This window comes from Nocardia sp. NPDC058176 (assembly GCF_042883805.1).
GTDB lineage: Bacteria > Actinomycetota > Actinomycetes > Mycobacteriales > Mycobacteriaceae > Nocardia.
The window spans coordinates 31,591-56,712 of sequence record NZ_JBHVVA010000003.1; the positions used below are offsets into that span (position 1 = coordinate 31,591).

25 protein-coding genes are annotated in these 25,122 nt (G+C 70.1%); 10 read left to right on the forward strand and 15 right to left on the reverse strand.

Annotated features, from left to right (window positions below; genetic code table 11):
* The 4 genes from ACFVVM_RS18310 to ACFVVM_RS18325 form a co-directional block, all read right to left on the reverse strand.
* Entirely contained in the window at positions 1-1,020 is a 1,020-nt protein-coding gene (locus ACFVVM_RS18310) for an NAD-dependent epimerase/dehydratase family protein (RefSeq protein WP_387619374.1), read from the reverse strand.
* An 81-nt stretch (positions 1,021-1,101) separates the two neighbouring features.
* On the reverse strand, positions 1,102-1,488 hold the full coding sequence (locus ACFVVM_RS18315; RefSeq protein ID WP_387619376.1) for a hypothetical protein: 387 nt from the start codon (positions 1,486-1,488) through the stop codon (positions 1,102-1,104).
* The gene (locus tag ACFVVM_RS18320; RefSeq protein WP_387619379.1) at positions 1,485-2,351 is read right to left on the reverse strand and encodes a hypothetical protein; all 867 of its coding nucleotides are present in this window, start codon (positions 2,349-2,351) and stop codon (positions 1,485-1,487) included. Before ACFVVM_RS18320 ends, ACFVVM_RS18315 begins: the two co-directional genes overlap by 4 nt.
* Positions 2,352-2,357: 6 nt before the next feature.
* Positions 2,358-3,383: a 3-oxoacyl-ACP synthase III family protein gene (locus ACFVVM_RS18325; RefSeq protein ID WP_387619381.1), complete on the reverse strand. Its 1,026-nt coding sequence runs from the start codon at positions 3,381-3,383 to the stop codon at positions 2,358-2,360.
* Positions 3,384-3,550: 167 nt separating this feature from the next.
* Here ACFVVM_RS18325 and ACFVVM_RS18330 point away from each other — a divergent pair, with 167 nt between their 5' ends.
* The gene (locus ACFVVM_RS18330; RefSeq protein ID WP_387619384.1) at positions 3,551-4,705 is read left to right on the forward strand and encodes a cytochrome P450; all 1,155 of its coding nucleotides are present in this window, start codon (positions 3,551-3,553) and stop codon (positions 4,703-4,705) included.
* On the opposite strand, the gene ACFVVM_RS18335 is transcribed toward ACFVVM_RS18330, so the two are convergent.
* Genes ACFVVM_RS18335 through ACFVVM_RS18360 form a run of 6 tightly spaced genes read right to left on the reverse strand, consistent with a single transcriptional unit; the run spans position 4,706 to position 11,076 of the window.
* On the reverse strand, positions 4,706-6,094 hold the full coding sequence (locus ACFVVM_RS18335) for an FAD-binding protein (RefSeq protein WP_387619386.1): 1,389 nt from the start codon (positions 6,092-6,094) through the stop codon (positions 4,706-4,708).
* A 52-nt stretch (positions 6,095-6,146) separates the two neighbouring features.
* Positions 6,147-6,791: an ABC transporter ATP-binding protein gene (locus tag ACFVVM_RS18340; protein ID WP_387619389.1), complete on the reverse strand. Its 645-nt coding sequence runs from the start codon at positions 6,789-6,791 to the stop codon at positions 6,147-6,149.
* On the reverse strand, positions 6,791-7,672 hold the full coding sequence (locus ACFVVM_RS18345) for an ATP-binding cassette domain-containing protein (protein ID WP_387619392.1): 882 nt from the start codon (positions 7,670-7,672) through the stop codon (positions 6,791-6,793). Before ACFVVM_RS18345 ends, ACFVVM_RS18340 begins: the two co-directional genes overlap by 1 nt.
* Positions 7,669-8,490, reverse strand: coding sequence for an ABC transporter permease (locus ACFVVM_RS18350; protein ID WP_387619394.1), 822 nt, complete (start codon positions 8,488-8,490; stop codon positions 7,669-7,671). Before ACFVVM_RS18350 ends, ACFVVM_RS18345 begins: the two co-directional genes overlap by 4 nt.
* On the reverse strand, positions 8,483-9,514 hold the full coding sequence (locus ACFVVM_RS18355; protein WP_387620850.1) for an ABC transporter permease: 1,032 nt from the start codon (positions 9,512-9,514) through the stop codon (positions 8,483-8,485). Before ACFVVM_RS18355 ends, ACFVVM_RS18350 begins: the two co-directional genes overlap by 8 nt.
* The gene (locus tag ACFVVM_RS18360) at positions 9,475-11,076 is read right to left on the reverse strand and encodes an ABC transporter substrate-binding protein (RefSeq protein WP_387619396.1); all 1,602 of its coding nucleotides are present in this window, start codon (positions 11,074-11,076) and stop codon (positions 9,475-9,477) included. Before ACFVVM_RS18360 ends, ACFVVM_RS18355 begins: the two co-directional genes overlap by 40 nt.
* Positions 11,077-11,200: 124 nt before the next feature.
* On the opposite strand from ACFVVM_RS18360, the gene ACFVVM_RS18365 reads away from it, so the two are divergent.
* Positions 11,201-11,689, forward strand: coding sequence for a type 1 glutamine amidotransferase domain-containing protein (locus ACFVVM_RS18365; RefSeq protein WP_387619399.1), 489 nt, complete (start codon positions 11,201-11,203; stop codon positions 11,687-11,689).
* A gap of 10 nt (positions 11,690-11,699) precedes the next feature.
* On the opposite strand, the gene ACFVVM_RS18370 is transcribed toward ACFVVM_RS18365, so the two are convergent.
* On the reverse strand, positions 11,700-12,149 hold the full coding sequence (locus ACFVVM_RS18370) for a hypothetical protein (protein WP_387619402.1): 450 nt from the start codon (positions 12,147-12,149) through the stop codon (positions 11,700-11,702).
* Positions 12,150-12,232: 83 nt separating this feature from the next.
* Positions 12,233-12,673 (reverse strand): MarR family winged helix-turn-helix transcriptional regulator, encoded by a 441-nt coding sequence (locus tag ACFVVM_RS18375; protein ID WP_387619405.1) that lies wholly within the window; start codon positions 12,671-12,673, stop codon positions 12,233-12,235.
* A 158-nt stretch (positions 12,674-12,831) separates the two neighbouring features.
* On the opposite strand from ACFVVM_RS18375, the gene ACFVVM_RS18380 reads away from it, so the two are divergent.
* Positions 12,832-13,479, forward strand: a complete 648-nt coding sequence (locus tag ACFVVM_RS18380) for a hypothetical protein (protein ID WP_387619407.1) — start codon at positions 12,832-12,834, stop codon at positions 13,477-13,479.
* Here ACFVVM_RS18380 and ACFVVM_RS18385 read toward each other — a convergent pair.
* Positions 13,468-13,782, reverse strand: coding sequence for a hypothetical protein (locus ACFVVM_RS18385; protein WP_387619410.1), 315 nt, complete (start codon positions 13,780-13,782; stop codon positions 13,468-13,470). The genes ACFVVM_RS18380 and ACFVVM_RS18385 overlap by 12 nt on opposite strands.
* Positions 13,783-13,976: 194 nt before the next feature.
* Here ACFVVM_RS18385 and ACFVVM_RS18390 point away from each other — a divergent pair, with 194 nt between their 5' ends.
* Positions 13,977-14,843: an Ig-like domain-containing protein gene (locus ACFVVM_RS18390; RefSeq protein ID WP_387619412.1), complete on the forward strand. Its 867-nt coding sequence runs from the start codon at positions 13,977-13,979 to the stop codon at positions 14,841-14,843.
* 28 nt (positions 14,844-14,871) lie between these two features.
* Here the strand turns inward: ACFVVM_RS18390 and rsgA are convergent, their stop codons facing one another.
* Positions 14,872-15,876 (reverse strand): ribosome small subunit-dependent GTPase A, encoded by a 1,005-nt coding sequence (rsgA, locus tag ACFVVM_RS18395; RefSeq protein ID WP_387620853.1) that lies wholly within the window; start codon positions 15,874-15,876, stop codon positions 14,872-14,874.
* Complete coding sequence (aroA, locus tag ACFVVM_RS18400; protein WP_387619415.1) at positions 15,873-17,183, reverse strand: 3-phosphoshikimate 1-carboxyvinyltransferase; 1,311 nt, start codon at positions 17,181-17,183, stop codon at positions 15,873-15,875. The genes rsgA and aroA overlap by 4 nt, the downstream gene beginning before the upstream one ends.
* Positions 17,184-17,286: 103 nt before the next feature.
* Between aroA and ACFVVM_RS18405 the strand changes: the two genes are divergently transcribed.
* The 6 genes from ACFVVM_RS18405 to ACFVVM_RS18430 all read left to right on the forward strand — a co-directional run bounded on the left by ACFVVM_RS18405 (position 17,287) and on the right by ACFVVM_RS18430 (position 25,118).
* Positions 17,287-18,060 carry an SOS response-associated peptidase gene (locus tag ACFVVM_RS18405; protein WP_387619418.1) on the forward strand — a complete coding sequence of 258 codons (774 nt, stop codon included), beginning with the start codon at positions 17,287-17,289 and terminating at the stop codon, positions 18,058-18,060.
* A gap of 141 nt (positions 18,061-18,201) precedes the next feature.
* The gene (locus ACFVVM_RS18410; protein WP_387619421.1) at positions 18,202-19,479 is read left to right on the forward strand and encodes a lysine N(6)-hydroxylase/L-ornithine N(5)-oxygenase family protein; all 1,278 of its coding nucleotides are present in this window, start codon (positions 18,202-18,204) and stop codon (positions 19,477-19,479) included.
* 203 nt (positions 19,480-19,682) lie between these two features.
* Positions 19,683-20,390: a hypothetical protein gene (locus tag ACFVVM_RS18415; RefSeq protein WP_387619424.1), complete on the forward strand. Its 708-nt coding sequence runs from the start codon at positions 19,683-19,685 to the stop codon at positions 20,388-20,390.
* Between the two features lie 149 nt (positions 20,391-20,539).
* Complete coding sequence (locus ACFVVM_RS18420) at positions 20,540-22,321, forward strand: ABC transporter ATP-binding protein (protein ID WP_387619427.1); 1,782 nt, start codon at positions 20,540-20,542, stop codon at positions 22,319-22,321.
* Positions 22,318-24,060, forward strand: a complete 1,743-nt coding sequence (locus tag ACFVVM_RS18425; RefSeq protein ID WP_387619430.1) for an ABC transporter ATP-binding protein — start codon at positions 22,318-22,320, stop codon at positions 24,058-24,060. Before ACFVVM_RS18420 ends, ACFVVM_RS18425 begins: the two co-directional genes overlap by 4 nt.
* Complete coding sequence (locus tag ACFVVM_RS18430) at positions 24,057-25,118, forward strand: FecCD family ABC transporter permease (RefSeq protein WP_387619432.1); 1,062 nt, start codon at positions 24,057-24,059, stop codon at positions 25,116-25,118. Before ACFVVM_RS18425 ends, ACFVVM_RS18430 begins: the two co-directional genes overlap by 4 nt.
* Positions 25,119-25,122: the final 4 nt, after the last annotated feature.

The window sequence follows — 25,122 nt, forward strand, 5'->3', positions numbered from 1 at the left end:
TCACAGATCCTCCAGCAGTCGGTCCAGCCCACCGGCCTCGTCGACCCAGCTGTGGAAGGCCTCGAGCCCGGTCTCGAACAGGACCTCGGGCCGATAGCCGAGTTCGCGTTCGGCACGGGTGATGTCGTAGGTCGCCGACCGGGTGACCAGTGCGACCGCGTACCGCGACAGCGGCGGCGTCCACCGCTGCGCGACCGCCGGTATCCGCCACAGTGTCTCGATCGTCGCCAGCGCGCCACCGAGCACCGGTGCGGGCACCGTGAGGCTGGGTTCGGCCAACCCGAACCGTCGCGCCACCGCGTTCAAGGTCGGCCACACCGGGATCGGGTCCGCGTCGGCGACGAAATATGCTCGCCCGCCGACATTCTCGGCGGTCAACGCGAGCCCGACCGCCTGGACCAGATGGTCGATGTAACACAGCGAGGCCCGCACATCCCGCCCGCCGGACAGGTCGGGCAAGCGCCCCGCCCGCAACTTCGCCAGGATCTGCACGATCGGTCCCCGCCGATCACCCGGCCCCCACACGGCTCGGGGCCGCAACGAACACGTCGTGAATCCCGGCGCGTCGGCCGCGAGCACCAATTGCTCGGCGACGGCTTTGGTTTCGCAATAGCTGTTGAGGAAGCGCGAGGGATAGGGCACCGTCTCGTCGATCCCGATCTGATCGCCACCATCGGGCGCCATCAGCGCGCTCGGACTCCCGAGGAACACGAACCGCTCGACCCCGGCCGCCGCGGCCTCCTGCATCAGCCGATCGGTACCGGCCACATTGACCGCGAAAAACTCCGCGGGCCTACCGAATTCACCGAGCAGAGCCGCCGAGTGCACGACCGCGCGCACCCCGGACACCGCCCGGGCCAGCGCGGCCGCATCGCCGAGGTCGGCCACCGCCACCTCGACGCCCTGTGGTGCCGAGGCGGGATCACGCACCATCGCTCGCACAGGCACACCCTGGTCCGCCAGCGCCCGCACCACCGCGCCGCCGACGAACCCGCTCGCCCCGGTCACCAGAACCGTCATCGCGTCACCACGACCCGCGAGAGCACCCGGCCGACCGCGCGGTGCGTGGCACCCACGATCCTGCACCGAGCCGACCCGAATTCACCGCTCGTCCTCGCCCAGCGTCTTCCACCAGGTCGCGCCGAACACCATCGTCATCACGGCGGTCCGGCCGGGTCCGATCCCACGCTTGGCGGCCTCGCGGCGGGCGACCGGGATCTGTGCCGCGTGCACCACGATGCTCAGGAACGCGTCGATCCAGAAGATCGCACGCAGCGGCTTCGACCGGAACGGGCGGACGACACCGAGCAGCAGGAAGGCCCAGCCGAGTATCGGAATCGACCGCAGGGCAAGGACAGTCGATCGGCTCGGTGCGGGGGACACGCTGTGCCGGGGCTGCCCGCCCTGTTGAATCCTGGCCGCCCACGCCTCCCGCGCGCTGCCCTCGCGCGCCGGTGTGGCGTGCGGCGGTCGATGCGCCCCCGTCATGCCACACCCGGCCCGCGGTAGGTCACGGCGGCGGCGGTGGGTCCACCGTCGGCGGCGACGAACAGCAGTGGGCGATCGGCCAGGCCGGTATCGCGTGCCGCGACATAGGCGGCGGTGAGCGCGGAAGTGTGTGCGTCGCCGGTGAATTCGTCGGTGACGAAGACGGCGATGCCGAGTTCGGCGGCCAGTTCCGTGGCGAAGTCCTCGGTCGGCTTGCCGCACACCAGCACCGCGCGCGTGGGGTCGAGGTCGTCGGCCGCGAGGGCTTCGCGGCCCGCGGTGGCGGCGTGCTCGACCAGTTCGGCGGTGCTGGTGGCGAGTTCGACCGTCAGCGCGGATCGGCCCTCGGCACCCATGTCCGACAGGGTGACGTACCCCTGCGGATCGGGCAGCGTGTCACCGGCGCTCACGTGCACGCCACCGAACCCAACCGCGTCCGCCGAGTTCTCCAGGACCAGCGCCGCGCCGACGGGCTCGAACGCGAACTCCGCGTCGTCCCGGTTCGACGGATGCGCGTCACCGGAGACCACGACGACGTGTCCGGCGGGGAGATCGGCCAGTAGCGAGGCGGCGACGCCGACGGCGTTCACCAGCCCGCACGCCCCGTTCATCAGGTCGAACGACAGGCACGGCACATCGCCGGGCCGATAGTCGAGGCCGATCCCGGCGGCCTGCTGGATGAGCGCGGCCACGGCCGGTTCGACGAGGTTCGCGTCGCGGTACACACCGACATTGATCAGGGCGTCGACCTGCTCGGGCGGACAGCCCGCACCGGTCAACGCGTCACGCGCGGCACCGGCCGCCTGTCCCACCGAGCTGACTCCGCCGGTGTGCGTGACGGCCGAAGAAATGATGATTCCCATACTGTCCTATACCCGAAGATCGCCGATTGTCACCGACAAGAACCCGGCGACCACCCCGGAGGCCGCCGGAACCAGCAGTACGCGCGAGCCCGGCGCGAGCACGCCGCGCGCCAATGCGTCGTGCAGCACCACGAAGTGTGAGGTGGAGGCGGTGTTGCCGTATCTGTCCAGAACCGCCAGCTTGGGCGGCATCGCCGAGTCGAACTCGCGCTCGGCGATCTTGTCGATCAATTCCACCGCGGGACCGCTGAACTGGTGGTGGATGAGGTAGTCGTAGCCCTCGTCGGAGAAGCGGGAACCGCGAGCGGCGAGGAATTCCTGCTGCCGCGAGGTCCACAGCAGATAGCGCGACTCGTTGTGCATCGCGCGGTTGTCGGTGTAGAGCGCGACGCCCGGGCCCTGGTCGCTCGGCATGCCGAGGCACAGTTTCGCGAAGGCCGCGCTGGTGTTGAGTTCCACATAGTCGAGGCCGGGTCCGTCGGTGCCGTCGAGTACCACCGCGGCGCCCGCGTCACCGACGGTGAGCGAGGCGAACTGCGGGTCGTACTTCTGCGAGATCTCGCGCACCGCGGTGTCGGAGATCGGCGTGATGCACTCGCCCGAGACCACGAGACCGCGCCGCACCGCGCCGGAACGGATCATCCGGTCGAGCAGCAGGACGCCGGTCATCATCCCCGCGCAGGCGTTGGAGACGTCGAAGTGGATGGCGCGGGTGGCGCCGAGCGTGGTGCGCAGCATCAGCGCGAACGAGGGCTCGAGGCAGAAATCCGCGCCGCGGGTGCGGGTGATCGAGCAGGAGATGATCACATCCAGGTCGGCGGGCTCGTAGCGGGAGTTGGCCAGCGCGCTCCTGGCGGCGGCCAGCGCGATGGTGAACGAGTCCTCGTCGACGCCGCGCACCCGCCGCGCCCGCACCCCGCTGACCTTCTCCAGATCCAGCGGCGCGTCCACGGCCAGCTGACCCATCAGTTCGGCCGTGGTCACCTCGCGGCTGGGCAGGTACGCCCCGACGGCTTCGATAGTCGATCTCATACTCAGTCACTTCCGGATATCGCGGGATGCTCAGTCCGCCATCCGCGCATCCCGCCGATCCTAGTCACAGACCTTCACTAATCGGGCCAGGTCAACTAGATTGTGCCGGGGTGTGGAGTGCTGCCCGACGTCATGAACTCACCCTACTCGCCGCAGGTCAACCGTGGTTGCCGGGACTTCTGCTGCTCGGGCGGGTCGCGCGGCCGATCCGCAAGGTCCCCAAACTGGGCTGGTTCGTGGCAGATCCGCTGGTCGCGCGCCAGATCTACAACGACAGCACGCACTTCAGCATCGTCTCCGAGGGCGCGGCGGGGCACTGGTGGGCGCAGGTCATCGGCGACTGGGTCGAAGACCTGTTCGAGGGGCCCGGCCACACCGAATTGCGCGCCAAGGTGCGTGACCTGTTCACCCTCACTCACACCGATGCCCTGGTCGAGCGTGTGATCGGCCCCGACCTGCGTGACCTGCGCGAACGGCTCGCGGCGGGCGAGACCGTCGACATCGCCGCCCGGGCCCAGATCCTGGTCGGGCGCAGCGTGTCGGACCTGGTCGGCATGCGTCCCGCCGACATCGCCGCGGCCATCGGCGGCGATCACACCGACGATCAGGACGCGCTGTTCCTGCGGCTGTTCCACCACGTCGAGGAACTCGTCAACCTCGGTTTCGGCACCATGGCGTCAACCACCCTCGACCCCGTCGCGGTGGCGCGCGCCCGCGAACTGGCCACCCGGCTCGCCGTCAATGTCCCCGCGGCCTACGCGCGCGCCGATCCCGACACCACGCTGGGGCGCTGCCGGGAACTCGGTCTCGCGGTCGAGCACGCGGCCGGGCTGGCGATCCTGATGGCGGTGGCGGGCACCGACACCCTCGCCAGCGCGATGACCAGGATGGTCGCGATCATGCACGACACCGGCGAACATCGCGCCCTGCTCGCCGCGCCGGACCGGCTGCCCGACGCGGTACGCGAGACCCTGCGGGTCACCAGCCCCGCCTATCTGGTCGGCCGCTCGGTCACCGCCGATGTGCGCGTCGCCGATCGTGATCTGCGCGCGGGCGAACACGTCAAGATCCTCACCTGGACCATCAACAACGCGGTCGGCGACTTCGCCATCTCGCGCGACTACGTCCCGGAGACCCGCCAACTCTGGTTCGGCGGCGGCCGCCACCTGTGCCTGGGCGCCCAGCTCGTGCACTCCGAACTCACCGCCCTGCTGGCCGCCCTCACCGCCGACGGCCGCCCCTGGCAGATCGTCGAACGCCGCTACCGCCGCAAGGTCTTCATCCCCACCTACGAAACCCTGCGCATTCGCCTCGCGGGCTGACTATCCGGCGATCAGGCGCAGCCGCCGCGACAGATCCGAGGCGAACACCCGCTCCGGATCGACCTCGTCGCGCACCCGACGCCACTCGTCCAGGCGCGGGTACATCGCCGTGATCATCGCGGGCGTGGTCCGGGAATCCTTCGCGAAATACAGCCGCCCACCCGCCGCGAGCACCCGTTCGTCGAGTGCCACACAGAAGCGGTCGAGGCCGTCGATTATCGGGAAGTCCAGGCTCAGCATGTACCCGGGGTGCGTCCACGACAGCGGTGCCGGATTGCTCGCGCCCATGCGCTTGAACACGTTGAGGAACGAGTGGTGCCCGGATTCGGCGATCGCGCGCACCGCGTCGGCGAGCTGTCGCTCGGCGCCGAACGGCATCGAGAACTGGTACTGCAGGAACCCGCGCCGCCCATAGGCGCGGTTCCATTCCCCGAGCAGATCCAGCGGGTGATAGAACTGCGTCAAGTTCTGGATCCGTCCGCGCGCGCGTCGCGGAAACAGCCGATGCGCCGCCTCGGCCGCGATTCTGGTCGTCACGCTGTTGACCATCCCGTTCGGGAAGATGTCGGGCACCGTGAACAGTTGCGGCGCGTCGAAATGCAAAGGGCGGTCGCGCAGTCTCGCCGGGAGTTGATCGACCGTGGCCAGCGATCCGCGGCTGAATCCGGCCCGGCCCAGCCTCGCACCCGTGGAGATGGTGTCGGGCACCGACATCGAGTAGTCGTAGCCGTCGTCGGTGCCGCCGGTCAGCAGTTCCATCGTCCCGTCGAGATCGCGGGTGCGATCGTTGTCGACGAGGAAGTACGCGGTCTCGGTGTGCTTCAACCGGACTCGCGCGCCGATGATGATCCCGGTCAACCCCATCCCGCCGACCGTCGCCCAGAACAGCTCGGCCCCTTCGCCTTCCGGCGTCAGCGTCCGCACCGTTCCGTCCGCGGTGAGCAGGTCCATCGAGACCACGTGATTGCCGAAACTGCCCTGCGAATGGTGGTTCTTGCCGTGGATGTCCGAGGCGATCGCCCCGCCGACCGTCACCTGCCGCGTCCCCGGCAGTACCGGAATCCACAGCCCGAACGGCAGCGCGCGCCGCATGAGCGTGTCCAGGCTGACGCCTGCGTCCACCTCGACGATCCCGCTGCCCGGATCGATCCGGTGGATCCGGTCGAGCGCGGTCATGTCGACCACCAGCCCGCCGCCGTTCTGCGCCGGATCCCCATAGCTGCGGCCAAGTCCCCGCGCGATCACCCCGCGCGGCCCCGCGGTCCGCACCCGCTCGGCGATCACCTCCACATCTGGTGTCCGCAGCACTTCGGCGACCGTCGGCGCCGTGCGCCCCCAGCCGCTGAGACTGCGCCGCGTACTCCCTGAATTCCCGTGGGTGAATGTCACAGGGGCACACGCTAAAACCCGTTTCTGAGCTGAGGCTGAGCGGTGTGTGTGCTTATTGGGGAGATACCTCGCGCACGGTCAGGGTGTGCTCGTCGACGGTGGCGATCCGGGTGCAGGCCACGTCGAGCAGCGGGGTGTCGTGGCTGATCAGGAGGATGCCGGTGTTGTCGGTGGCGCGGGTTCTGACCAGGTGGATGATGGTGGCCGTGGTGGCGGCGTCGAGCATGGCGGTGGGTTCGTCGAGGATGAGGTAGCGGGGGTTCTGGGCCAGGGCGCGGGCCAGGCAGGCGCGTTGGAGCTGGCCGTCGCTGAGGGCGTGCGGGCGGCGGTCGAGGAGGTCGGGGGTGAGGCCGACGGTGGCGGCCAGTGCGGTGAGGTCGGGGATGGGCATGCGGCGGATGTGGGCGGGTTCGGCGATGATCTGGGCCAGGGTGAAGTGGGGATTGGTTGCGGTGCGCGGGGATTGGAAGACCATGGCGATGGCGCCGCGTGCCTGACGCGGTGATTTCCCGTCCACGGTGACGCGGCCCGCGGCGGGGGCGAGCAGCCCGGCCATGGTGCGGGCGAGAGTTGTCTTCCCCGAACCGGATTCGCCGGTGATGCCGACGATCTCGCCGGGCGCGACCCGCAGGTCGACCCCGCGCACAACGGGGCGATCGGGTCGGTGCCCGACGGTGAGTGCCTCGGCGACGAGCATCAGGACCTCACTCGAATCATGCGCTGTTCCTTGCGGATCAGCGTCGTCGGCCCGCCCGCGTAGGGGCAGATCTCGGACAGGTCGGTCAGGGCGCGCGGCGGGTGGGGGAGCGGGCGCAGACCGCGTTCGGGCAGTGCCGAGAGCAGGTCGCCGGTGTAGTCGTGCCACGGTTCGGCCAGCACCTCGGCCCCAGGACCCACCTCCATCAGCCTCGAGGCGTACATGATCGCGACGGTGTCGGCGAGGTCGGCGCGCAGCAGGTGACCCAGGTCGTGGGTGATCAGCAGGACCGCCGCCCCGGCGTCGGCGCACGCGCGCAGCAGCTTTCCGATCTGGTCGGTGCGGTCGCGGTCGAGTCCGGCGGTGGGCTCGTCGGCGATGATCACCTCGGGGTCACCGGCCAGCGCCGCCGCCACCGCCGCCCGCTGGGCCATCCCGCCGGAGAGCTCGTGCGGATAGAGCTCGAGCGCGGACGCCGGCAGCCCGGCGCGCGCGAGGAGATCGCCGGGGGTGTACTCGGTGCCGAGCGCGGCGATCGTCTCGGCCAATTGGGAACCGATCGTGCGCACCGGCGTGAAATGCGTACTCGGCGACTGCGGTACGAGCGCGATGTGGCGGCCACGGTAGGGCTCGGTGCCTGCCAGCACGTCAATCATCCGGTCGCCGAGAGTCAAGCGCACCGACCCGGTGGTCACGGCCTCGCGCGGCAGCACGCCGAGCACCGTGCTCGCGACGATCGACTTGCCGCACCCGGATTCGCCGACGAGCGCGGTCACCGTCCCCGCCGCGAGATCGAGGGAGACCTCGGTCGCCGCGTGCACCACGGCACCGCCGCGCAGCGGGATCCGGACGGTCAGCGAATCGATGGTCAGACCTGTCATCGCGGCATCCTCGAGGGTTTCGGCGGCAGCAGCAGCCGCCGCAGCGACGATCCCGCGACGGCCACCGCCACGGTGGTCAGCACCAGGAACCCGGCGGGGAAGACCAGCGTCCACCAGCCGCCGAGCAGCAGCGAGGTGCGTGCCTCCTCCAGCAGGGTGCCGAGGCTGGGCTCGTGCGGCGGCAGCCCGAAGCCGAGGAACGACAGTGTCGACTCGTGCCAGATCGCGTGCGGCAGCAACAGCACCACGGCGATCAACGCCTGCGGGGCGACCGCGGGCAGCAGATGCCGGGTGAACAGGTGCGCGCGGCTCGCCCCGGCCAGCACGGCGGCCGAAACATAGTCGCGCTCACGCAGACTCAGACTCTCCGCGCGCACGATCCGGGCGACCTGCACCCAGTGCGTGAGCCCGATCGACAACACCACCGCCAGCACGTTCCCCCGGAACAGCGCCACGATGACGATGCCGAGCAGCAGATGCGGCAGCGCGTTCGCCGTGTCGGCGATCCGCATCACCACCCGGTCGACCCAGCCGCCCGCCAGCGCCGACACCGCGCCGACCAGCACACCGAGCACCGTCGACAGCGCCGCCGCGCAGGCGGCCACCACCAGCGAGGTCCGCAGCGCCGCCGCGATCCGCACGAACAGCGAGCGCCCCGCCGAATCGGTGCCGAACCACCACTGCCCCGACGGCGCCTGCCGGGCACTGGCGAAATCGGTCAGCCGATCGTCGACACCGCCGAGCCACGGCACGAGCACCGCGTACGCGATCACCGCCACCAGCACCGACAGCGCGATGGACAACCGCCGCTCAGCCATCGGCCCGCACCCGTGGATCCAGCAGTGCCACCGCGACATCGGCGAGCAGCGAACCGAGCATCACCGCGCACGTCGTGCCGACGGTGAGCACGGCCAGCAGTGCCATGTCGAGATCCTTGGCCGACTGCACGAACGCCCCGGCGATGCCCGGCCAGGAGAAGATCTCCTCCACCAGCACCGCCCCGACCACGACCTCCGGCAACCGGGCGCCGAGGATCGTCACGAACGGCGCCAGCGAGGACGGCAGGATGTGCCTGCGGGTGATCGTGGCGGTGTCGATGCCGCGCGTGGCGGCGCCGACCACGAAATCCTCCCCGCGGTTGGCCGACACCGATTCCCGCACCGCCAGCAGCAACCACGGCACCTGCGAGATCGCCAGCGCGCCCGCGGGCAGTACGAGATGCCGTACCACCTGCCCGAAGCTCGCGTCGGCCCCGGCATCGGTGAGTCCGGCGGGCGGCAACCAGCCGAGCCCGACGGCGAACAGTCCGATCGCCGCCAGCGACACCACGAACGGCGGCAGGCCCTGCAGTGCCACACAGGTGGCGGCGACCGCGCGGTCGACGAGTCCACCGCGATGCATCCCGGCCCACACGCCGACGCTCAACGCGAGGACGATGGCGATCGTCATGCCGACCAGCACCAGCAGCATCGTCCACGGAATACGCTGGGCGAGTAGCTCACCCACCGGTTGCGCGAAGCTGCGCGAGACACCGAGATCACCGGTGCACACGTCGGCGAGCCACCGGCCGTAGAGCTGATACCAGGCGGCGTCGAGACCGAGCTGCTGGGTGAGCAGCGTGCGATCGGCGGCGCTCGTCGTCTCGTAGCGCGCGCCGAGATAGCCGACCAGCGGGTCGAACGGTGAGACCGCCGCGGCGGCGAACAGGCCCGCCGAGACCAGGCCGAGCACCGGAACCAGCGTCACCAGCCGCCAACCGGCCATCGACCCGATGCCGCGGCCGCGCAGCCGACTGCGCGGCACTACCTCGTCCAGGTCTGCAGTGACCACCACGGCCCCCAGGTGACGCCGTGGGTGTGCGGCTCGAGAATCGGCCCCGACATGGTCCAGCCCGTCTCCTTCACCACGTAGGTGTGATCGAGGTGCACCAGGAACACATGGCTCGGCGCGGTCGCGTAGCGGCTCTGCACCTCCCGGTAGGCGCGCGCCCGCACCGCGGGATCGATACTGCGCCTTGCCAGTTCGAGCTGGGCGTCGATCGCCGGGTCGCTGTGGCGGCTCGCGTTGTCGTAGGGGCTGCCTGCGCTCGGGTCCGCCGGTGGGGAGTGCAGGGTGTTGTACGCCTGGGTGTCGGGATCGTAGGGCTCGCTGCCGCCACCGAGCAGGATGCCCGCGCGGTCGATCCGCGGTTCGATCCGGTCCCACGACAGCGCTTCCAGGTCGACCTCGACGCCCACTCGGCGGGCATCGGAGGCGAAGGCGAGGGCGAGATCGCGACGTAGGGTGTCGGCGGAGTTGTACATGACGGTGAAGCGCGCTCGCACACCGTCTTTCGCGCGGATGCCGTCGGTGCCGGCCCGCCAGCCCGCAGCGTCGAGGATCTGCTCGGCGCGGGCCCGGTCGAAGGCGAAAGTGATTGCCGGATCGTGGGATTCGCCGTAGACCGCGGCGAAGGGTGTGTAGGCGGGGCGACCGTAGCCGCCCAGGATGTTGTCGATCATCGCCTGCCGATCCACCGCGTGGTTCATGGCCAGCCGGATCGCCGGGTCACCGGCCACCGGGTCGCCCGCGGGCATCGACACGCCGCGCCAGTCCGCGGAGGTGTTGGCGCGCACCGACATCGGCGCGCGATCGGCGAAGGTGGCGGCCAGCAGGGGCGGCAGCGTCGTGCCGTCGAGCTCGCCACTGGCCAGGCGCTGCGCGCGGGTGTTGTCGTCGGGGACGTGGAGCAGGGTGAGGCGTTCGACCTCGGGTGCGCCGTCCCAGTAGGTCTCGTTGGCCTCGAAGATCGCCCGGGTCGGTTCCAGCGTGGTGAGCCGGTAGGGCCCGGTGCCGATCGGCGCGGTGTTGAGCGGTGATTCGGTCGCGGGGCCAGGGGTGGCGACCGCTTCCGACGGCACGATGCCGATGAGCAGCTTCGTCGGGAACGCGGCATAGGGGTGGCGCAGGGTGAACCGGACCGAGGTGGGGTCGATCGCGTCCACCCGCTCGATCATCGAGAACGAGGAGCGCACCTCCGAGGCCGACGCGGGATCGAGGATGGCCCGGTAGGTGGCGACCACGTCCTCGGCGTCGAAGCCGGAGCCGTCGCTGAACCGCACACCGGCCCGCAGCGGCGCGGTCCACACGGTGGCATCGGCATTGGCGGTCGGCAGTTCGGTTGCCAGGGCGGGTGCGAAATCCGGTAGGCCGGTGCCGCCGGTGAGCCGCAGCAGGCCGTCGTAGACCTTGGCCTCACCGGCCGCGCCGTAGCCGGCGATCGGGTTGTAGCCGCCCAGCTCGAACGCGTCGGCGAGGACGAGGGAATCGGTGGGACCGCTCGCGGGCGCGGCGCACGAGGCCAGCCCGGCGGCCAGCGCGATCGCGGCCCCGAGAGCGAACAGCGGCCGGGTTCGGAGCCTCATCTATCGTCCCTACTCATGTTTATCTGAACAGATGAAAAGATGATAGCGGGGCTGTCCACCCGACGATTAGGCTTGACGTCACGAATCAGTCCGATCCGGCGACCGAGCTCTCGGAGGCGATGCGATGGCGAGGATTCTGTTCGTGATGACCGGCGCCGATCAGTGGTCGCTGATCCGCGGCGCCAAACACCACACCGGCTACTGGGCCCACGAGTTCAGCGCCCCCTATCAGGCCTTCACCGAGGCCGGGCACGAGATCGTCGTGGCCACGCCGGGCGGGGTGGTGCCACCGGTCGACCGGGGGAGCCTGGCGCCCAACACCAATGGCGGCGACGAGCAGGCGGCCAAGGTCGCCGAGATCATCGCGGGGGCAACGCCTCTCGAACAACCGATCGCGCTCGCCGACGCGCGCCCGGCCGATTACGCCGCGGTGTTCTACCCCGGCGGCCACGGCCCGATGGAAGACCTTGCCGTTGACCCCGATTCGGCGACCCTGCTCGTCGAGACGCTGGATTCGGGTAAACCCTTCCTGCAAGCCGACCGCAATCTGCACACCGGCCAGAACCCCGCCTCGGCGGGCCCGCTCGCCGCCGCGGTACTCGCGGCTCTGTGAGGCGCTCGGCTCAGGTGGCCGAACCCGGTCGCACGATCATGAGGACGACGACGGCCGTCCAGAGCAGGTTGTAGATCCCGGCGAGCATCGAGAGCACGCGCAGGCGTTTGCCGTCGTCGGGCTCGTCGAGTGCCGCGCGCTGCAGGGGATGGATCTGGATGGCGAGCAGGCCGCCCGCGATCGCGGTGGTCACCATGGCGGTGGTGATCCAGATTTCGTTCATCCGGCCCTGCACGGTGGCCAGGACGATGCCGATCACCGGGACGATGATCGCGAGTTTGGCGTAGTTCCCGGTGATTCGGTGCAGCGCCACCGCCACCGACCGGCTGCGCACCGATTCGGGATCCGGGCCGCCCGCCGTGACCGGCGCGTACCGGGGGAAGAGGCTCGTGGCGACCGCCGAGCCGCCGACGAAGACGATGCCCGCGACCACGTGCACCGACAGCAAAAGGTGTTCCACCTACCGACTCCCTCCAAGCTTCAATGTGGTTGAAGCCTAGCGCAAGCTTCAATCATATTGAAGGTGGGAGTGGATTCCGGTGGTCAGGAAGCGCCGGTGAACGCGGCCACGATGGCCTGGCCGACCCGTCGCTGGATCGGGTCGGCGTCCGGCCCGAAGAGTTCGGTGTCGGTGCGCGTCACCGCTTTTCGCGCCTCGGCGAGCAGCCGCGTGCCCGCCTCGGTCAGCTCGATGGCCGAGGCCGACCCGGCCCGTGCCGTCCGATCCTCGACCAGCCCCGCCCCGGCCAGCGCCTTCACGGCGGTGTGCACGCTCTGCACGCTCGTCCCCGACATGCGCGCCAACTCGCTGAACGAGGCCCCGGGTACGCCGTTGATGTGACCGAGCAACCCGAGTCGCGCCACGGTCAGATCCAAGGGCGCCAGCGCCGCCGCCAGCGCCGCCTCCACCCGTCGCGACAGGGTGATCACCAGAATGGTCGGGCTCATCGCGGGCGGTCCCGGTCGCGTCGGTTCGGTGGTCACCAGGTCATTTTCCCGCACGAGCCGAGACCGTCGGAGTCCGGCCGGTGGTTCGGCTGCATAATGGTCGCTGTGTGGAAATCTGGCGCCGGCGGGTCGCGATGAGGCCTCGGGGCACCGAACCCGTGCACTTTCTCCGGGTTCTGGCGGGTGGCTGGTTCGTGGTGATGCTGATCATCTGCGTGGCTGCCGTCTCCGATCCGTCGTTCCACGACTCCGGCGTCATCGTCGGCGCCCTCAAACTCGTTCTCGGCCTGGGGGTTCTCGGTCTGGCGCCAGCGGGATACGTGCTGGTGCACGAGCGGGCGGTGGCGCGCGGGAAGCGCACGGCGGTGTACGACGCGGTTGCCGCGCGGCCGATCGCGCCACCGATGTATCCGCCACCGCTGCTGCCGCCACCGCCGCCACCGTTGCCCGCGCGGTTGCAGCTGCCGTGGAACCGGCTCGCCCAGGCGTGGGACGTGATCTCCGAACTCCAGCGCCGGGGCTGGGTCGACCCGGACAGCACCAGCGGCCTGCCGCGATCCATGGCGCACCTGCATCAACTGGCCGTCGCCGACGGGATGACCGACCACCTCGGCGGCAGGCAGTCCGGCGCGGTGGAGAAGCAGATCAACCGGCTCGCAGACCTTTTGGTCGCGCTCGCCGACGAAGCCGTCGAACACCAGGCCGCCATCAGCGCCGGTGACTACACCCCGGCCACGCTGGCCGCGGCCGCCGAACGGCTCGCGGCCGACCGCGCGGCCTACCGCGAGCTGATGGAACTCAGTGGCGCGTGGAAGATCACCGATCAGGAATCAGGCGGGTAACGCGGGCAGCGTTCTGGTGTGGGTGATCTCGGGGGTGACCGTGATGACATCGCACGCCGCGAGCAGGGGATCGGGGAGATCGCCGAGATGGTTCAGGCTGGGCGTGACGACGGCCGCGGCCTCGGTGGTGGTGACCACGTCGAGGAGTCGGCGCAGCGGATCGGCGGTGCGGTCGCTGAAGACGACGGTCTTGGTGAACCGGTAGCCGAGGCGCTCGGCTAGGGAACGGATCTGCGTTTCGTCCCAGGACTGGGCGACACCCGAGATGTCGCGGCGCAGATAACCGATCGCCGGTGGCTTCATGGGGATGACGCTACCGGCGCGCGGTGTCGACATCGTGAACGCGAGCGGACACGAGTCGAATTCGCAATCTGACTGATACCTATTTCTGATTCTTCTCCGCGGGGACGCACAGCCGTGATCTACTGCTCGCCTGCCCGGGCGAATCAGCGCCTCGACGATGGGGTCGAGGGCGTCCGTGGTACCTGGAGACAACGATGGTGAACAGAAGAGTGCAGCGAGTGGCCGGTTCGATGGCGGCCTTCGCGGTGGCAGCGGGTTTCGCGGTGGCGGCGGTGCCGGGGACGGCCTCGGCCGCGCCGGGCACCATCACCTGGAACGACGGCAACAGCCGATTCACCAGGACGGTGTCGAACACCAACCCGGTCGTCGGCGACACGGTGACCGTGACGACCAAGTGGGAACGCACCGGCATCCCGGTGGAGTACATCTACTCGATCAAGGATCTGAAGCCGGCGTGCCTGACCCCGGTACCGGGCTCGGCGAAGATGTCGGGCGACGCGGTCCAGCTCGACACCTCCTCCTCGGACTGGGTGCGCGCGGAGTTCGGCATCACCAAATATCCGGTGTACCCGAACATCTCGCCGAAATCGCAGACCTTCGAGGTGCAGTACAAGGTGGGCGTGAACTGCGCCCGCGACACCCCGCTGCCCACCTCGATGCACTACGGCGGCTCGCTCGGTGACGGCATCTACCAGGGCAAGGGCCCGAACATCACGGTGTCGAGCGACGCGGTGTCGAACACGGTGCTCGCCGATGTCTCCGGCGCGCAGGTCGGCAAGGCCGTGACGCTGGAGGCGAGCGTGAGCCCGGCCGCGGCCGGTGGCACCGTCCAGTTCAAGGCGGGCGACAACGTCCTCGGCGACATCCCGGTGGCCGCCAACGGCAAGGCGAGCATCGTCTGGACCCCGGGCGCGCCCGGCGCCTACACGATCGGCGCGACCTTCTCCGGCCGCAGTGGCGTGGCCAGCTCCTCGACCACCAAGGTCGTCACCGTGGCCGAACTGCCGACCGATCCCGACCCGGGCGACGGCGGTACGGGCACCGGTTCGTTCGGGTTCTGACCCACCGGCCCCGGCACGGAACCGGTTGCTACCAGCTCTCGTTGGAGATCAGGGCGGTCAGCAACTGGCGAATCGCGGCGACGCGACGTTCCGTGCCGGGGAGCTGGTCGAGCGCGCATTCCGGATCGGCGGGCGGGCCGAGATGGGTGCAGCCGCGCGGGCAGTCCTCGATGGCGTCGGCCAGATCGGTGAACGAGGCGATCACATCGTCGGGGGTGATGTGGGCCAGGCCGAAGGAGCGCACGCCGGGGGTGTCGATCACCCAGCCGCCCTCGGGCAGCGCCAGCGCCACCGACTGGGTGGAGGTGTGCTTGCCCTTGCCGACGCCGGAGACCACCCCGACCGCCCGATAGGCATCGGGCACAAGACGATTCACCAGAGTCGACTTGCCGACACCGGAGTGCCCGATCAGCGCGGTGAGCCGGTCGTCGAGCAGTTCGAGCACCGGCTCGACCGGATCGTCGATCCCCGCGTAGAGGATCTTCAGCGCCAAACCCTCGAAGGCGGCGGCGAATTCGGATTCCGCGACCAGATCGCGTTTGGTGAGCACCAGGATCGGTTCCAGCCCACCGGCATACGCGGCCACCATGGCCCGCTCGACGAATCCGGTGCGTGGCGGCGGATCGGCCAGTGCCACCACGATGAACAGCTGTTGGGCGTTGGCGACGACGATCCGTTCGAACGGGTCGGTGTCGTCGGCGGTGCGGCGCAGGACGGTGCTGCGCTCGGCGACCCGCACGATCCGGGCCAGGGTGTCGGGCTTGCCGGTCAGGTCACCGACCACGTCGACCTGATCGCCGACCACGATCGGGGTGCGGCCGAGTTCGCGGGCGCGCATGGCCACGATCCGCCGCTCGGCGTCACCGTCGAGCACACAGCCCCAGCGTCCGCGATCCACGGCGACCACCATGGCGGCCTCGGCGTCGTTGTGCTGGGGCCGGGTCTTGGTGCGCGGGCGTGATGACGCCTTGCCCGGGCGGACCCGGACATCGGACTCGTCGTAGCTGGCCGTGGACCGGCCGCCGCGGCTCAGTGCGCCGCCTCCCCGCCGGATGACGCCGGTGCCAGCATCTGCTCCCACAGCGCGACGAAGGTCGGCAGGGTCTTGGCCGTGGTGCCGATGTCCTCGATCTCGATCCCGGGCACCCGCAGGCCGAGAATCGCGCCCGCGGTGGCCATCCGGTGGTCGGCGTAGGAGTGCCACTGCCCGCCGTGCAGGGGAGCGGGCACGATCTCGAGCCCGTCCTCGGTCTCGGTGACATTGCCGCCGAGCCGGTTGATCTCGGTGGTCAGCGCCGCCAGCCGGTCGGTCTCGTGGCCGCGCAGATGCGCGATGCCACGCAGGTGGGACGGCGAATCGGCGAGCGCGGCGAGGGCGGCGACGGTGGGGGTGAGCTCGCCGACATCGTGCAGATCGATATCGATGCCGGCCAGGCGCTCGGGGCCGCGCACGGTGAGCACGCCGTCGAAGATGCGCGCTTCGGCGCCCATCCGCACCAGGATCTCGCGGATCACGTCACCGGGCTGGGTGGTGCCGCGCGGCCACGCCGGGACGCTCACCTCGCCGCCGGTGACCGCCGCGGCCGCCAGGAACGGGGTGGCATTGGACAGGTCGGGCTCGATCTCCCAGTCGACGGCGCGGATCGGGCCCGGCGCGACCGACCAGGTCTGCGCGCTGCGCGAGTCGGCGGGGGTCTGCACGTCCACATCGGCGCGGCGCAGCATCTCCACCGTCATCTCGATGTGCGGCATAGAGGGCAGCTGCTTGCCGTCGTGGTGCACGGTGATGCCCTCGTCGAAGCGGGCGGCCGAGAGCAGCAGCCCCGAGATGAACTGCGAGGAGCCGGAGGCATCGATGGTGACGCCGCCGCCGCGCAGGCTGCCGGTGCCGTGCACGACGAACGGCAGCGCGTCGCCGTCGACGTCGAGCCCGAGCTTGCGCAGGGCGTCGAGGATGGTGGTCAGCGGGCGGTGGCTCGCCTGCTCGTCGCCGAAGAAGGCGACATCGCCGGTGGCCAGGGCCGCGGCGGGCGGCAGGAACCGCATGATGGTGCCCGCGAGGCCGCAGTCGACGGCGGCGCTGCGCAGCGGGGCAGGGGTGATCTCGAGCGTTTCGGCGTCGCCGGTGATCTCGGTGCCGAGGGCGCGCAGGGCGGCGATCATCAGGTCGGTGTCGCGGCTGCGCAGCGCACCGGTGATGGTCGCGGGCCCGTCGGCCAGTGCGGCCAGGATCAGGGCGCGGTTGGTGATGGATTTCGAACCGGGCAGGGTCACGGTCGCGTGGACGGGGACCTCGATATGGGGCGCTGGCCAGAAACTCACCCGACCATCTTCGCCCATGTGCGGGACGGACACGCGGGTTGGGGCTGGTTAGTTCGCTTTGGTTTCGCCGGCCGCGTCCTGTCGCGTCGCCGGTGTCGGTGGTCGGTGCCACCATGGAGGCATGTGTGGACGCTACGCGACGACGACGAATCCGGCGCGGCTCGCGGCCGATCTGGACGCGGTCGACGAAACCGGCGACTCCGGTGCCGACACGGCGGTGAGCTACAACGTGGCACCGACCACCCAGGTGCTCACCGTGGTGGAACGGCACGCGCACGGTGCGCCCGACGACGATCCCCGCCTGCGGGTGCGCACGATGCGCTGGGGGCTGATCCCGGCCTGGACCAAGGCCGCCGAACCGGGCGTCCCGGCCAAGGGCAAACCCCTGTTCAACGCCCGCGCCGACCGGGCGGTCACCGCGCCGTCCTTCCGGGACGCGGCCAAGCGCAAGCGGTGCCTGGTACCGATGGACGGCTGGTACGAGTGGCTGGTCGAACCGTCGCCGACCGAACAGGGCAAGGCGGTGAAGCAGCCCTTCTATATGGCCAACGCCGACGGTTCGCGGCTGTACATGGCCGGGCTGTGGTCGGTGTGGCGTGACCGGTCGCAGCCCGAGTCGGCGCCGCTGCTGTCGTGCACCATCCTCACCACCGACGCGGTGGGCGCGCTGACCGACATCCACGACCGGATGCCGCTGCCGATGCCGCGCGAGCACTGGGCCGCCTGGCTCGACCCCGATCATCCCGCGCCCGCGGACCTGCTGGCGCCGCCCTCGGCGGAGCTGGTCGCCGGGATCACGGCGCGGCCGGTGTCGACGCTGGTCAACAATGTCCGCAACAACGGTCCCGAGCTGCTGGACACCGAGGCGCGCGGCGGGCAACCCGGCCTGTTCTGACCCGCCGCGCGGCAGCGGTTCGACCCCGCCCGGAGTACCCGCGCGGCCTACATTGAGGCACCCAAAAGTGATAGGCTATGTGCTAATGTCGCGCCGCGAGTTGCTAATGGGGGCTCCGGGGTCGAATCGATGGGATATTCCTTGCGTCACACAACGAATGGAGCGGATGCCGCAGCGCACGTCTACGACCTGATCGGGGTTGGATTCGGGCCATCGAATCTGGCGCTGGCGACCGTCGTGCACGAGCACAATCAGATCGCGGGTACCCGGATCGACGCGGTGTTCCTGGAGTCGAAGGCGCAGTTCGGCTGGCATCCCGGCATGTTGCTGCCGGGGTCGTCGATGCAGATCTCGTTCGCCAAAGATCTTGCGACACTGCGGAATCCGCGCAGTGAATTCACCTTCCTCAACTATCTGCACGAGCGCGGGCGGATCGTCGATTTCATCAATCTGCAGACCTTCTTCCCCAGCAGGCAGGAGTTCGCCGACTATCTGCGGTGGGCCGCCGACCGGGTCGAGGCCGAGGTGCGTTACGGCACCAGGGTCGTCCAGGTCGATTGCCAGGGCGAGCTGGTCGCGGTGACCTGCCACGGCCCCGACGGCGTGACGACCGTGTACGGCAAGAACGTCGTGGTGGCGCCGGGCCTGGTGCCCAGGCTGCCCGAGGGCGTGACGGCGAGCGAGCGGGTGTTCCACAACCATCAACTGCTCGATCACCTCGGCCAGGTGCCGAGCCGGCCGCACGGGCGCTTCGCCGTGGTCGGCGCCGGGCAGAGCGCGGGCGAGGTGATCCGGTACCTGCACGCGCAGTATCCCGAGGCCGAGGTGCACTCGATCATCTCCCGGTTCGGGTTCAGTCCCTCCGACGATAGTCCCTATGCCAACCGGGTTTTCGACCCCGACACCGTCGACCGCTGGTACGGCGCGGCCGAGCCGGTGCGCGAGCGGATGATGTCCTATCACCGCGGCACCAACTACAGCGCGGTCGACGGCGAGCTCATCGCCGAGATGTTCCGGCGCGAGTACGAGGAGAAGGTCGCCGGGCAGCGCAGGCAGTTCGTGCACAACGCCACCCGGATCGACTCGGTGACCGAGCAGGCCGACGGCGTGCGGCTGGAGCTGTTCGACACGATGGACGAGCAGCGCAGCGCGCTGACGGTCGACGCGGTGGTCTACGCGACCGGTTTCCGGTCCTTCGATGTCACCCAGCTCGTCGATCTCGGTGGTGCGGTGGGCGCACCGCCCGTGGACCGCGACTATCGGCTCCGGCTCCCGGAGGGGCAGACGTGTGGGGTGTATCTCAACGGTGGTGTCGAGCAGACGCACGGATTGAGTTCCTCGCTGCTCTCGGTAGTTGCCGTGCGGGCGGCCGAGATCCTCGATTCGATCATCGTTCGCGTCCACGCGCCGGTCAGTTGACATTTGCTTGACGGTTACCAACCGCTTGTGCGTTAGGTCAGGATAGGCTAACTTAGCCGTCGTTCGGCTGAACGATTCTGTGACGTGGCCAGACGCCAGCGCAACGCGGTTGTCGCCGGTCCGCGGTATCGACCGGCCGAACAACTCCCGACGGATCGAGCGGGCCGTTCCCTGGCACTCGGTCGACGAGCAGAAGGAAAAGCATGAAGATGAGGAAGATGGCGATCGCCTCGATGGTGGCTATCGCCGCGGTCGGGATCGCCGGCACCGCAGGCAACGCCGGCGCGGTTCCCGCTCCGGTGGCGCCCCCCGGCGGCATCGCCACCCAGATCATCCCCGGCGTGGTGAACTACACCGCCGACCGTGACGACACCGCCGCTGTCATCACCACCGATGCGGGCACCCTGACCGTCGCCAACGGCCAGTTCCAGATCAAGAACGCCGACGGCGTGATCGTGGGCGGCGTGCCGCTCGAGGTCAGCATCGACGACATCGCGTACCCGGTGAAGGCCGAGATCAACGGCAACACCGCCCGGCTGACCCCGACCACCGATGGTGCGTACTACAAGCCTTCGGCCAACGCGCCCAAGGAAATCGCCGAGGTCTCCCCTCAGCAGCGCGAGGCCTCGGCCTGGCAGAAGTTCGGTAGCCGCCTGTCGGTCGGTGCCGCGATCGGCGCCCTGGTCGGTGCCGTCGGCGCTGCCGCTGTCGGTTGTGTCGCCGGTGGCGTCCTCGGTGGCGCGGTGACCGCTCCGCTGGCTCTGCTGCTCGGTGGCGGCCCGATCGCGGGTTGCCTCGCGGGTGCGGTCATGCTGGCGCCGCTCGGCACCATGGCCGGCGCGCTGCTCGTCGGCGTCCCGGTGGCCATCGCCGCCGCGATCGAGTACTTCCTCACCGTTTCCGCTTCCTGATTCTTCTCGAACAGGTTGCGGTACAGCCATCGGCGGGTCCGGTCCTCGGGCCCGCCGATTGGCGTGTGCAGGACTTTTAGCCTGTACTGTCCATATGCGTATTTGTAAGTAGTTGTCGCTGGTCAGGCGATGAGTTCAGGAGGACGTCCATGTCGCGGACTGCCGGGGATGGTGGGTCCGGTCGTCCGGCCGACCCATCGCAGCTGGCGCTGCTGCTGCGCCCGGTGCGGACGCGACTGATCGCCGCGGCCCTGCTGCAACTGTTCGTCGCCGTCGCGACGGTGCTCACCTTCATCGCCCTCGGCCAGTTGCTGACCGCGCTGATCGGCGACGGCGTCACCGACTCGGTACGCGGCTGGGCCCTGGTCGCGGTGATCAGTCTCTTCGCCGCGCCCGCCGCGCACGGGATCTCGTTCGCGCTGAGCTTCGGCGCGAGCCGCCAGGTGGAGTACGCCGCGCGCCGCGCGGTGGTCGCCCACCTCGAACGCCTGCCGCTGGGCTGGTTCACCCGCAACGGTTCGGCCCAGGTCCGCAAGACCGTCGGCGCCGACATCGGTTCGCTGAGTGTGCTGGTCGGCGAGGGCATTCCGATGCTGCCGCGCTTCGTCGCCACGACGGTGCTGTCCACCGGCTATCTGCTGTGGGTCGACTGGCGCCTCGCGCTCGTGGTGATGGCGCCGACCGTGGCCGCCACCGTGATCCTCACCCGCCAGGGCCGCAATCCCAGCCCCGAGGAAGCCGAGCACGAGGACGCCGCGCGCCTGCTCGGCGCCCGCACCACCGAACTCGCCCAGGGCATCTCGGTCTTCAAGGTCTTCGGCCAGGCCCAGCGCGGCACCCGGCGCTTCGGTGCCGCCGCTGACCGGTTCGCCGAGACCTACCTGCGCGCCGAGGCCGTCGAGGCCCGCCGCACCCGGCTCACCTCGATCCTGTCCTCGTGGATCGTCACCATCGTGGTCACCGCGCTCGCCGGGACCGTGTTCACCGCCGCGGGCTGGATCGACGGCATCGTCGTCGTACCGTTCCTGCTGCTGTCGTGGGTCATCTCGCGCGGGGTGTGGTCGCTGCCGATGGTGCTGATGGCCGGTCGCCGGGCCCGGATGGTCGGGATGTCACTGGCCCAGATCTTCGGCGAGACCCCGCTCGAGGTCCGCCCCGGCGAGACGCCGCGCGGGGAAGCCGCCGTCGAATTCGCCGGGGTGAGCTTCGGCTACCGCGCCGACACACCGGTGCTGCGCGAGATCGATCTGCGGCTCGCGCCGGGCACCGTGACCGCCGTGGTCGGCGCGTCCGGCTCGGGCAAATCCACTCTCGCCCGGTTGATTCCGCGATTCTGGGATGTCGACTCGGGCGTGATCCGGGTGTGCGGCCGCGATATTCGCGAGGTCGAACCCGAGGAGCTCTACCGCGATCTGGCCTTCGTCTTCCAGGATCCGCAGCTGCTGCGCCGCTCGATCGCCGACAACATTCGCCTGGCCAGACCCGATGCCGACGACGCTGCCGTGGCCGCAGCGGCCCGCCTGGCCGGCATCGACGACCGCGTCGCCGAACTGCCGCGCGGCTACGACTCGGTGATCGGCGACGACGCGCGCCTGTCCGGCGGTGAGTCCCAGCGCGTCGCGATCGCCCGCGCGATCCTGGCCGACGCCCCGATCCTGGTCCTCGACGAGCCGACCGCCTCGGCCGATCCCGAATCGGCCGCCCGCATCCAGGACGCGCTGTCGAATCTCATGGCCGACAAGACCACCCTGGTGATCGCCCATCAGCTCAACACCGTGGTCGACGCCGACACCATCGTCGTGCTCGACGAGGGCCGGATCGCCGAATCCGGCACGCACGCCGAACTACTCGCCGCCGACGGGCGCTACGCCCGGATGTGGGCGGCCTCGGCGCAGGGCTCCACCCGGCAGACGGAGGTGACGGCGCGATGATCGCGTTGGCAGGAGGTGTCGTCACCGAACCGGTCCGGCAGCGGATGCGCCGGTGCTACTGGCTGGTCGCGGCCTCGGCCCTGGTCGAGGGCGCCTGTTTCGCCGTCCTGGTGCCGCTGCTCGACGCCCTGATCGGTGACCGGTTCCCGCAGGCCTGGTGGTGGGCCGCGGTGCTGGCCGTGCTGCTCGTGCTCGCCGTCGGTTCCCATCGCGCCGCCACGGCGCGTCAGCGCGCGGTGACCAGCGAGATCGTGGCCTCGCTGCAGCATCGGCTGGCCGAGCACGTGGTCGCGCTGCCGCTGGGCTGGTTCTCCCCGGCCCGCGCCGCCGCGCTGACCCGGCTGGCCAACGAGGCGACCCGGATGCTGGCCGCGACGCTGAACGGCGTTGTCGCGGTGAACATCAGGGCCGCGGCGCTGGCGGCCGCGGTGTGGGTGGTGCTGCTGGTGGTCGACCCGGTGACCGGCGCGGTCGCCGCGGTCGGCCTGGCGATCCTGGTGGTGCTGTACTTCGCCGCCGCGCGGCTGCTGCGCGGTGCCACCTCGACGGGCAACACCACCACCGAACAGATCAACGCCGAACTCGTCGAGTTCGCCCAGTTGCAGTCGGTACTGCGGGCCTACGGGCAGACCGCGCAGGCCGATTCGGAGATGACCGGCGCGCTCGAGCGGGTGCGCGCCGCCTCCGCCGCCTACTTCCGCGGCGCGGTGACCGGGTCGGTCGTCTTCCAGACCGGCACCGCGCTGTTCCTGTCCTCGGTGCTGCTGACCGCGCTGTACCGGGCCGAATCCGGCGCGGTGAGCGCGGTGGTCGCGACGATCGCCATCGTGCTGGCCGCGCTGCTGGTCGACTCGATGGCCGCGCTCGGGCGCACCGGCAGCGTCATCTGGGCCGCCGAACGCACCCTCGCCGAGATCGGTGACATCGTGGCCACCCCGGTGCTGCCCGAACCCGAAGCCGGTTCCGACACCTCGGCGCCCGCCGACTCCTCGATCGTGCTCGACGACGTCACCTTCGGCTACGACGCCGAGCGCACCATCATCGACGGTGTCGGTTTCGCCGTCCCGCAGGGCACGGTGTGCGCCATCGTCGGTCCCTCCGGGTCCGGCAAGACCACCCTGGCCCGGCTCGTCGCCCGGTTCTGGGACCTCGACTCCGGGTCGATCACCCTGGGCGGCAAGGACATCCGCGCGATCGGCTCGGCCGAGCTGATGGCCGCGGTCTCGATGGTCTTCCAGGATGTGTACCTGTTCGACGGCACCATCCGCGAGAACGTGCTCATCGCCCGCCCGGACGCCACCGAGGCGCAGCTGGCCGCCGCGGCCGCCCGCGCCAGGGTCGACGAGATCGTCGACCGGCTGCCCGAGGGCTGGGACACCACCGTCGGCGAGGGCGGCGCGGCGCTGTCGGGCGGTGAGCGGCAACGGATCTCGCTGGCGCGCGCCCTGCTCAAGGACGCGCCGGTGGTGCTGCTCGACGAGGCCACCTCGGCGCTGGACGCGGAGAACGAGGCCGCGATCCGCGCCGCCACCACGGCGCTCACCGCGGGCCGCACCGTCCTGGTCATCGCGCACCGGCTCGACACCGTGCGGGCCGCCGACCGCATCGTCTTCCTCGAACACGGTCGCGTCGCCGAGACCGGCACCCACGACGAACTGCTCGCCGCGGGCGGCCGCTACGCCGACTTCTGGACCGAACAGGAACGCGCGCAGCGCTGGAAGATCGGCGCGCGGGCATGAGCGCGACCACCGAGGTCGTCGGAACCACCGAGAAGCCGGTCCTCACCAAGGCCACGGTCACCTCGAACCGCGGCCGCGCGCTCGGCCTGCTGGTCGCGGCGCTGATCCTGCTCGTCGCGCTGGTCCTGAGCATGACCATCGGCACTCGCGACATACCCCTCGGCACGGTCTGGAACGCGCTGTGGCACTACGACGGTTCGCCCGATCAGCTGGTCGTGCGGTCGCTGCGGGTGCCGCGCACCCTGCTCGGCCTGCTGATCGGCATGGCGCTCGGCGTGGCGGGCGCGCTGATCCAGGCGATGACGCGCAACCCCCTCGCCGATCCCGGCATCCTCGGCGTGAACGCGGGCGCCGCGTTCTTCGTCGCGCTGGCCGTGGCGATCTTCGGCTTCACCAGCATCTGGTCGTATGTGTGGTTCGCCTTCCTCGGCGCGGTGGTGGTGACGGTGGCGGTCTACCTGCTCGGCTCGATGGGCCGCGGCGGCACCACACCCATCCGGATCACACTGTCCGGTGTCGCGATCGGCGCGGTGCTCGTCGGTATCACCAACGGGTTGATGCTGATGAACCCCAAGACCTTCGATCACATGCGGTACTGGTTCGCGGGTTCGATCGCGGGCGCCAACGCCGATGTGCTCTGGGCGGTCAGCGGATTCGTCGCGCTCGGCCTGGTGCTCGGCCTGTCGGTGGCGCGTCCGCTCAACTCGATCGCCCTCGGTGACGACCTGGCCCGCTCGCTCGGCGTCGACATCAAGAACACCCGCGCGCTCGGCATCATCGCGGTGACGCTGCTGTGCGGTGCCGCGACGGCGGCGGCCGGTCCGATCGGCTTCGTCGGCCTGATGGTGCCGCACGTCGCCCGCTGGCTGGTCGGCCCCGATCAGCGGTGGATCCTGCCCTACACCGTGTTCGGCGCCGCCACCCTGGTGCTGCTCTCGGATGTGCTCGGCCGGATTGTCCTGCGTCCCGCGGAACTGCAGGTCGGCATCGTCACCGCTTTCGTCGGCGCGCCGGTGCTGATCCTGCTGGTCCGCCGCAAGAAGGCGAGTGGTCTGTGAGGAT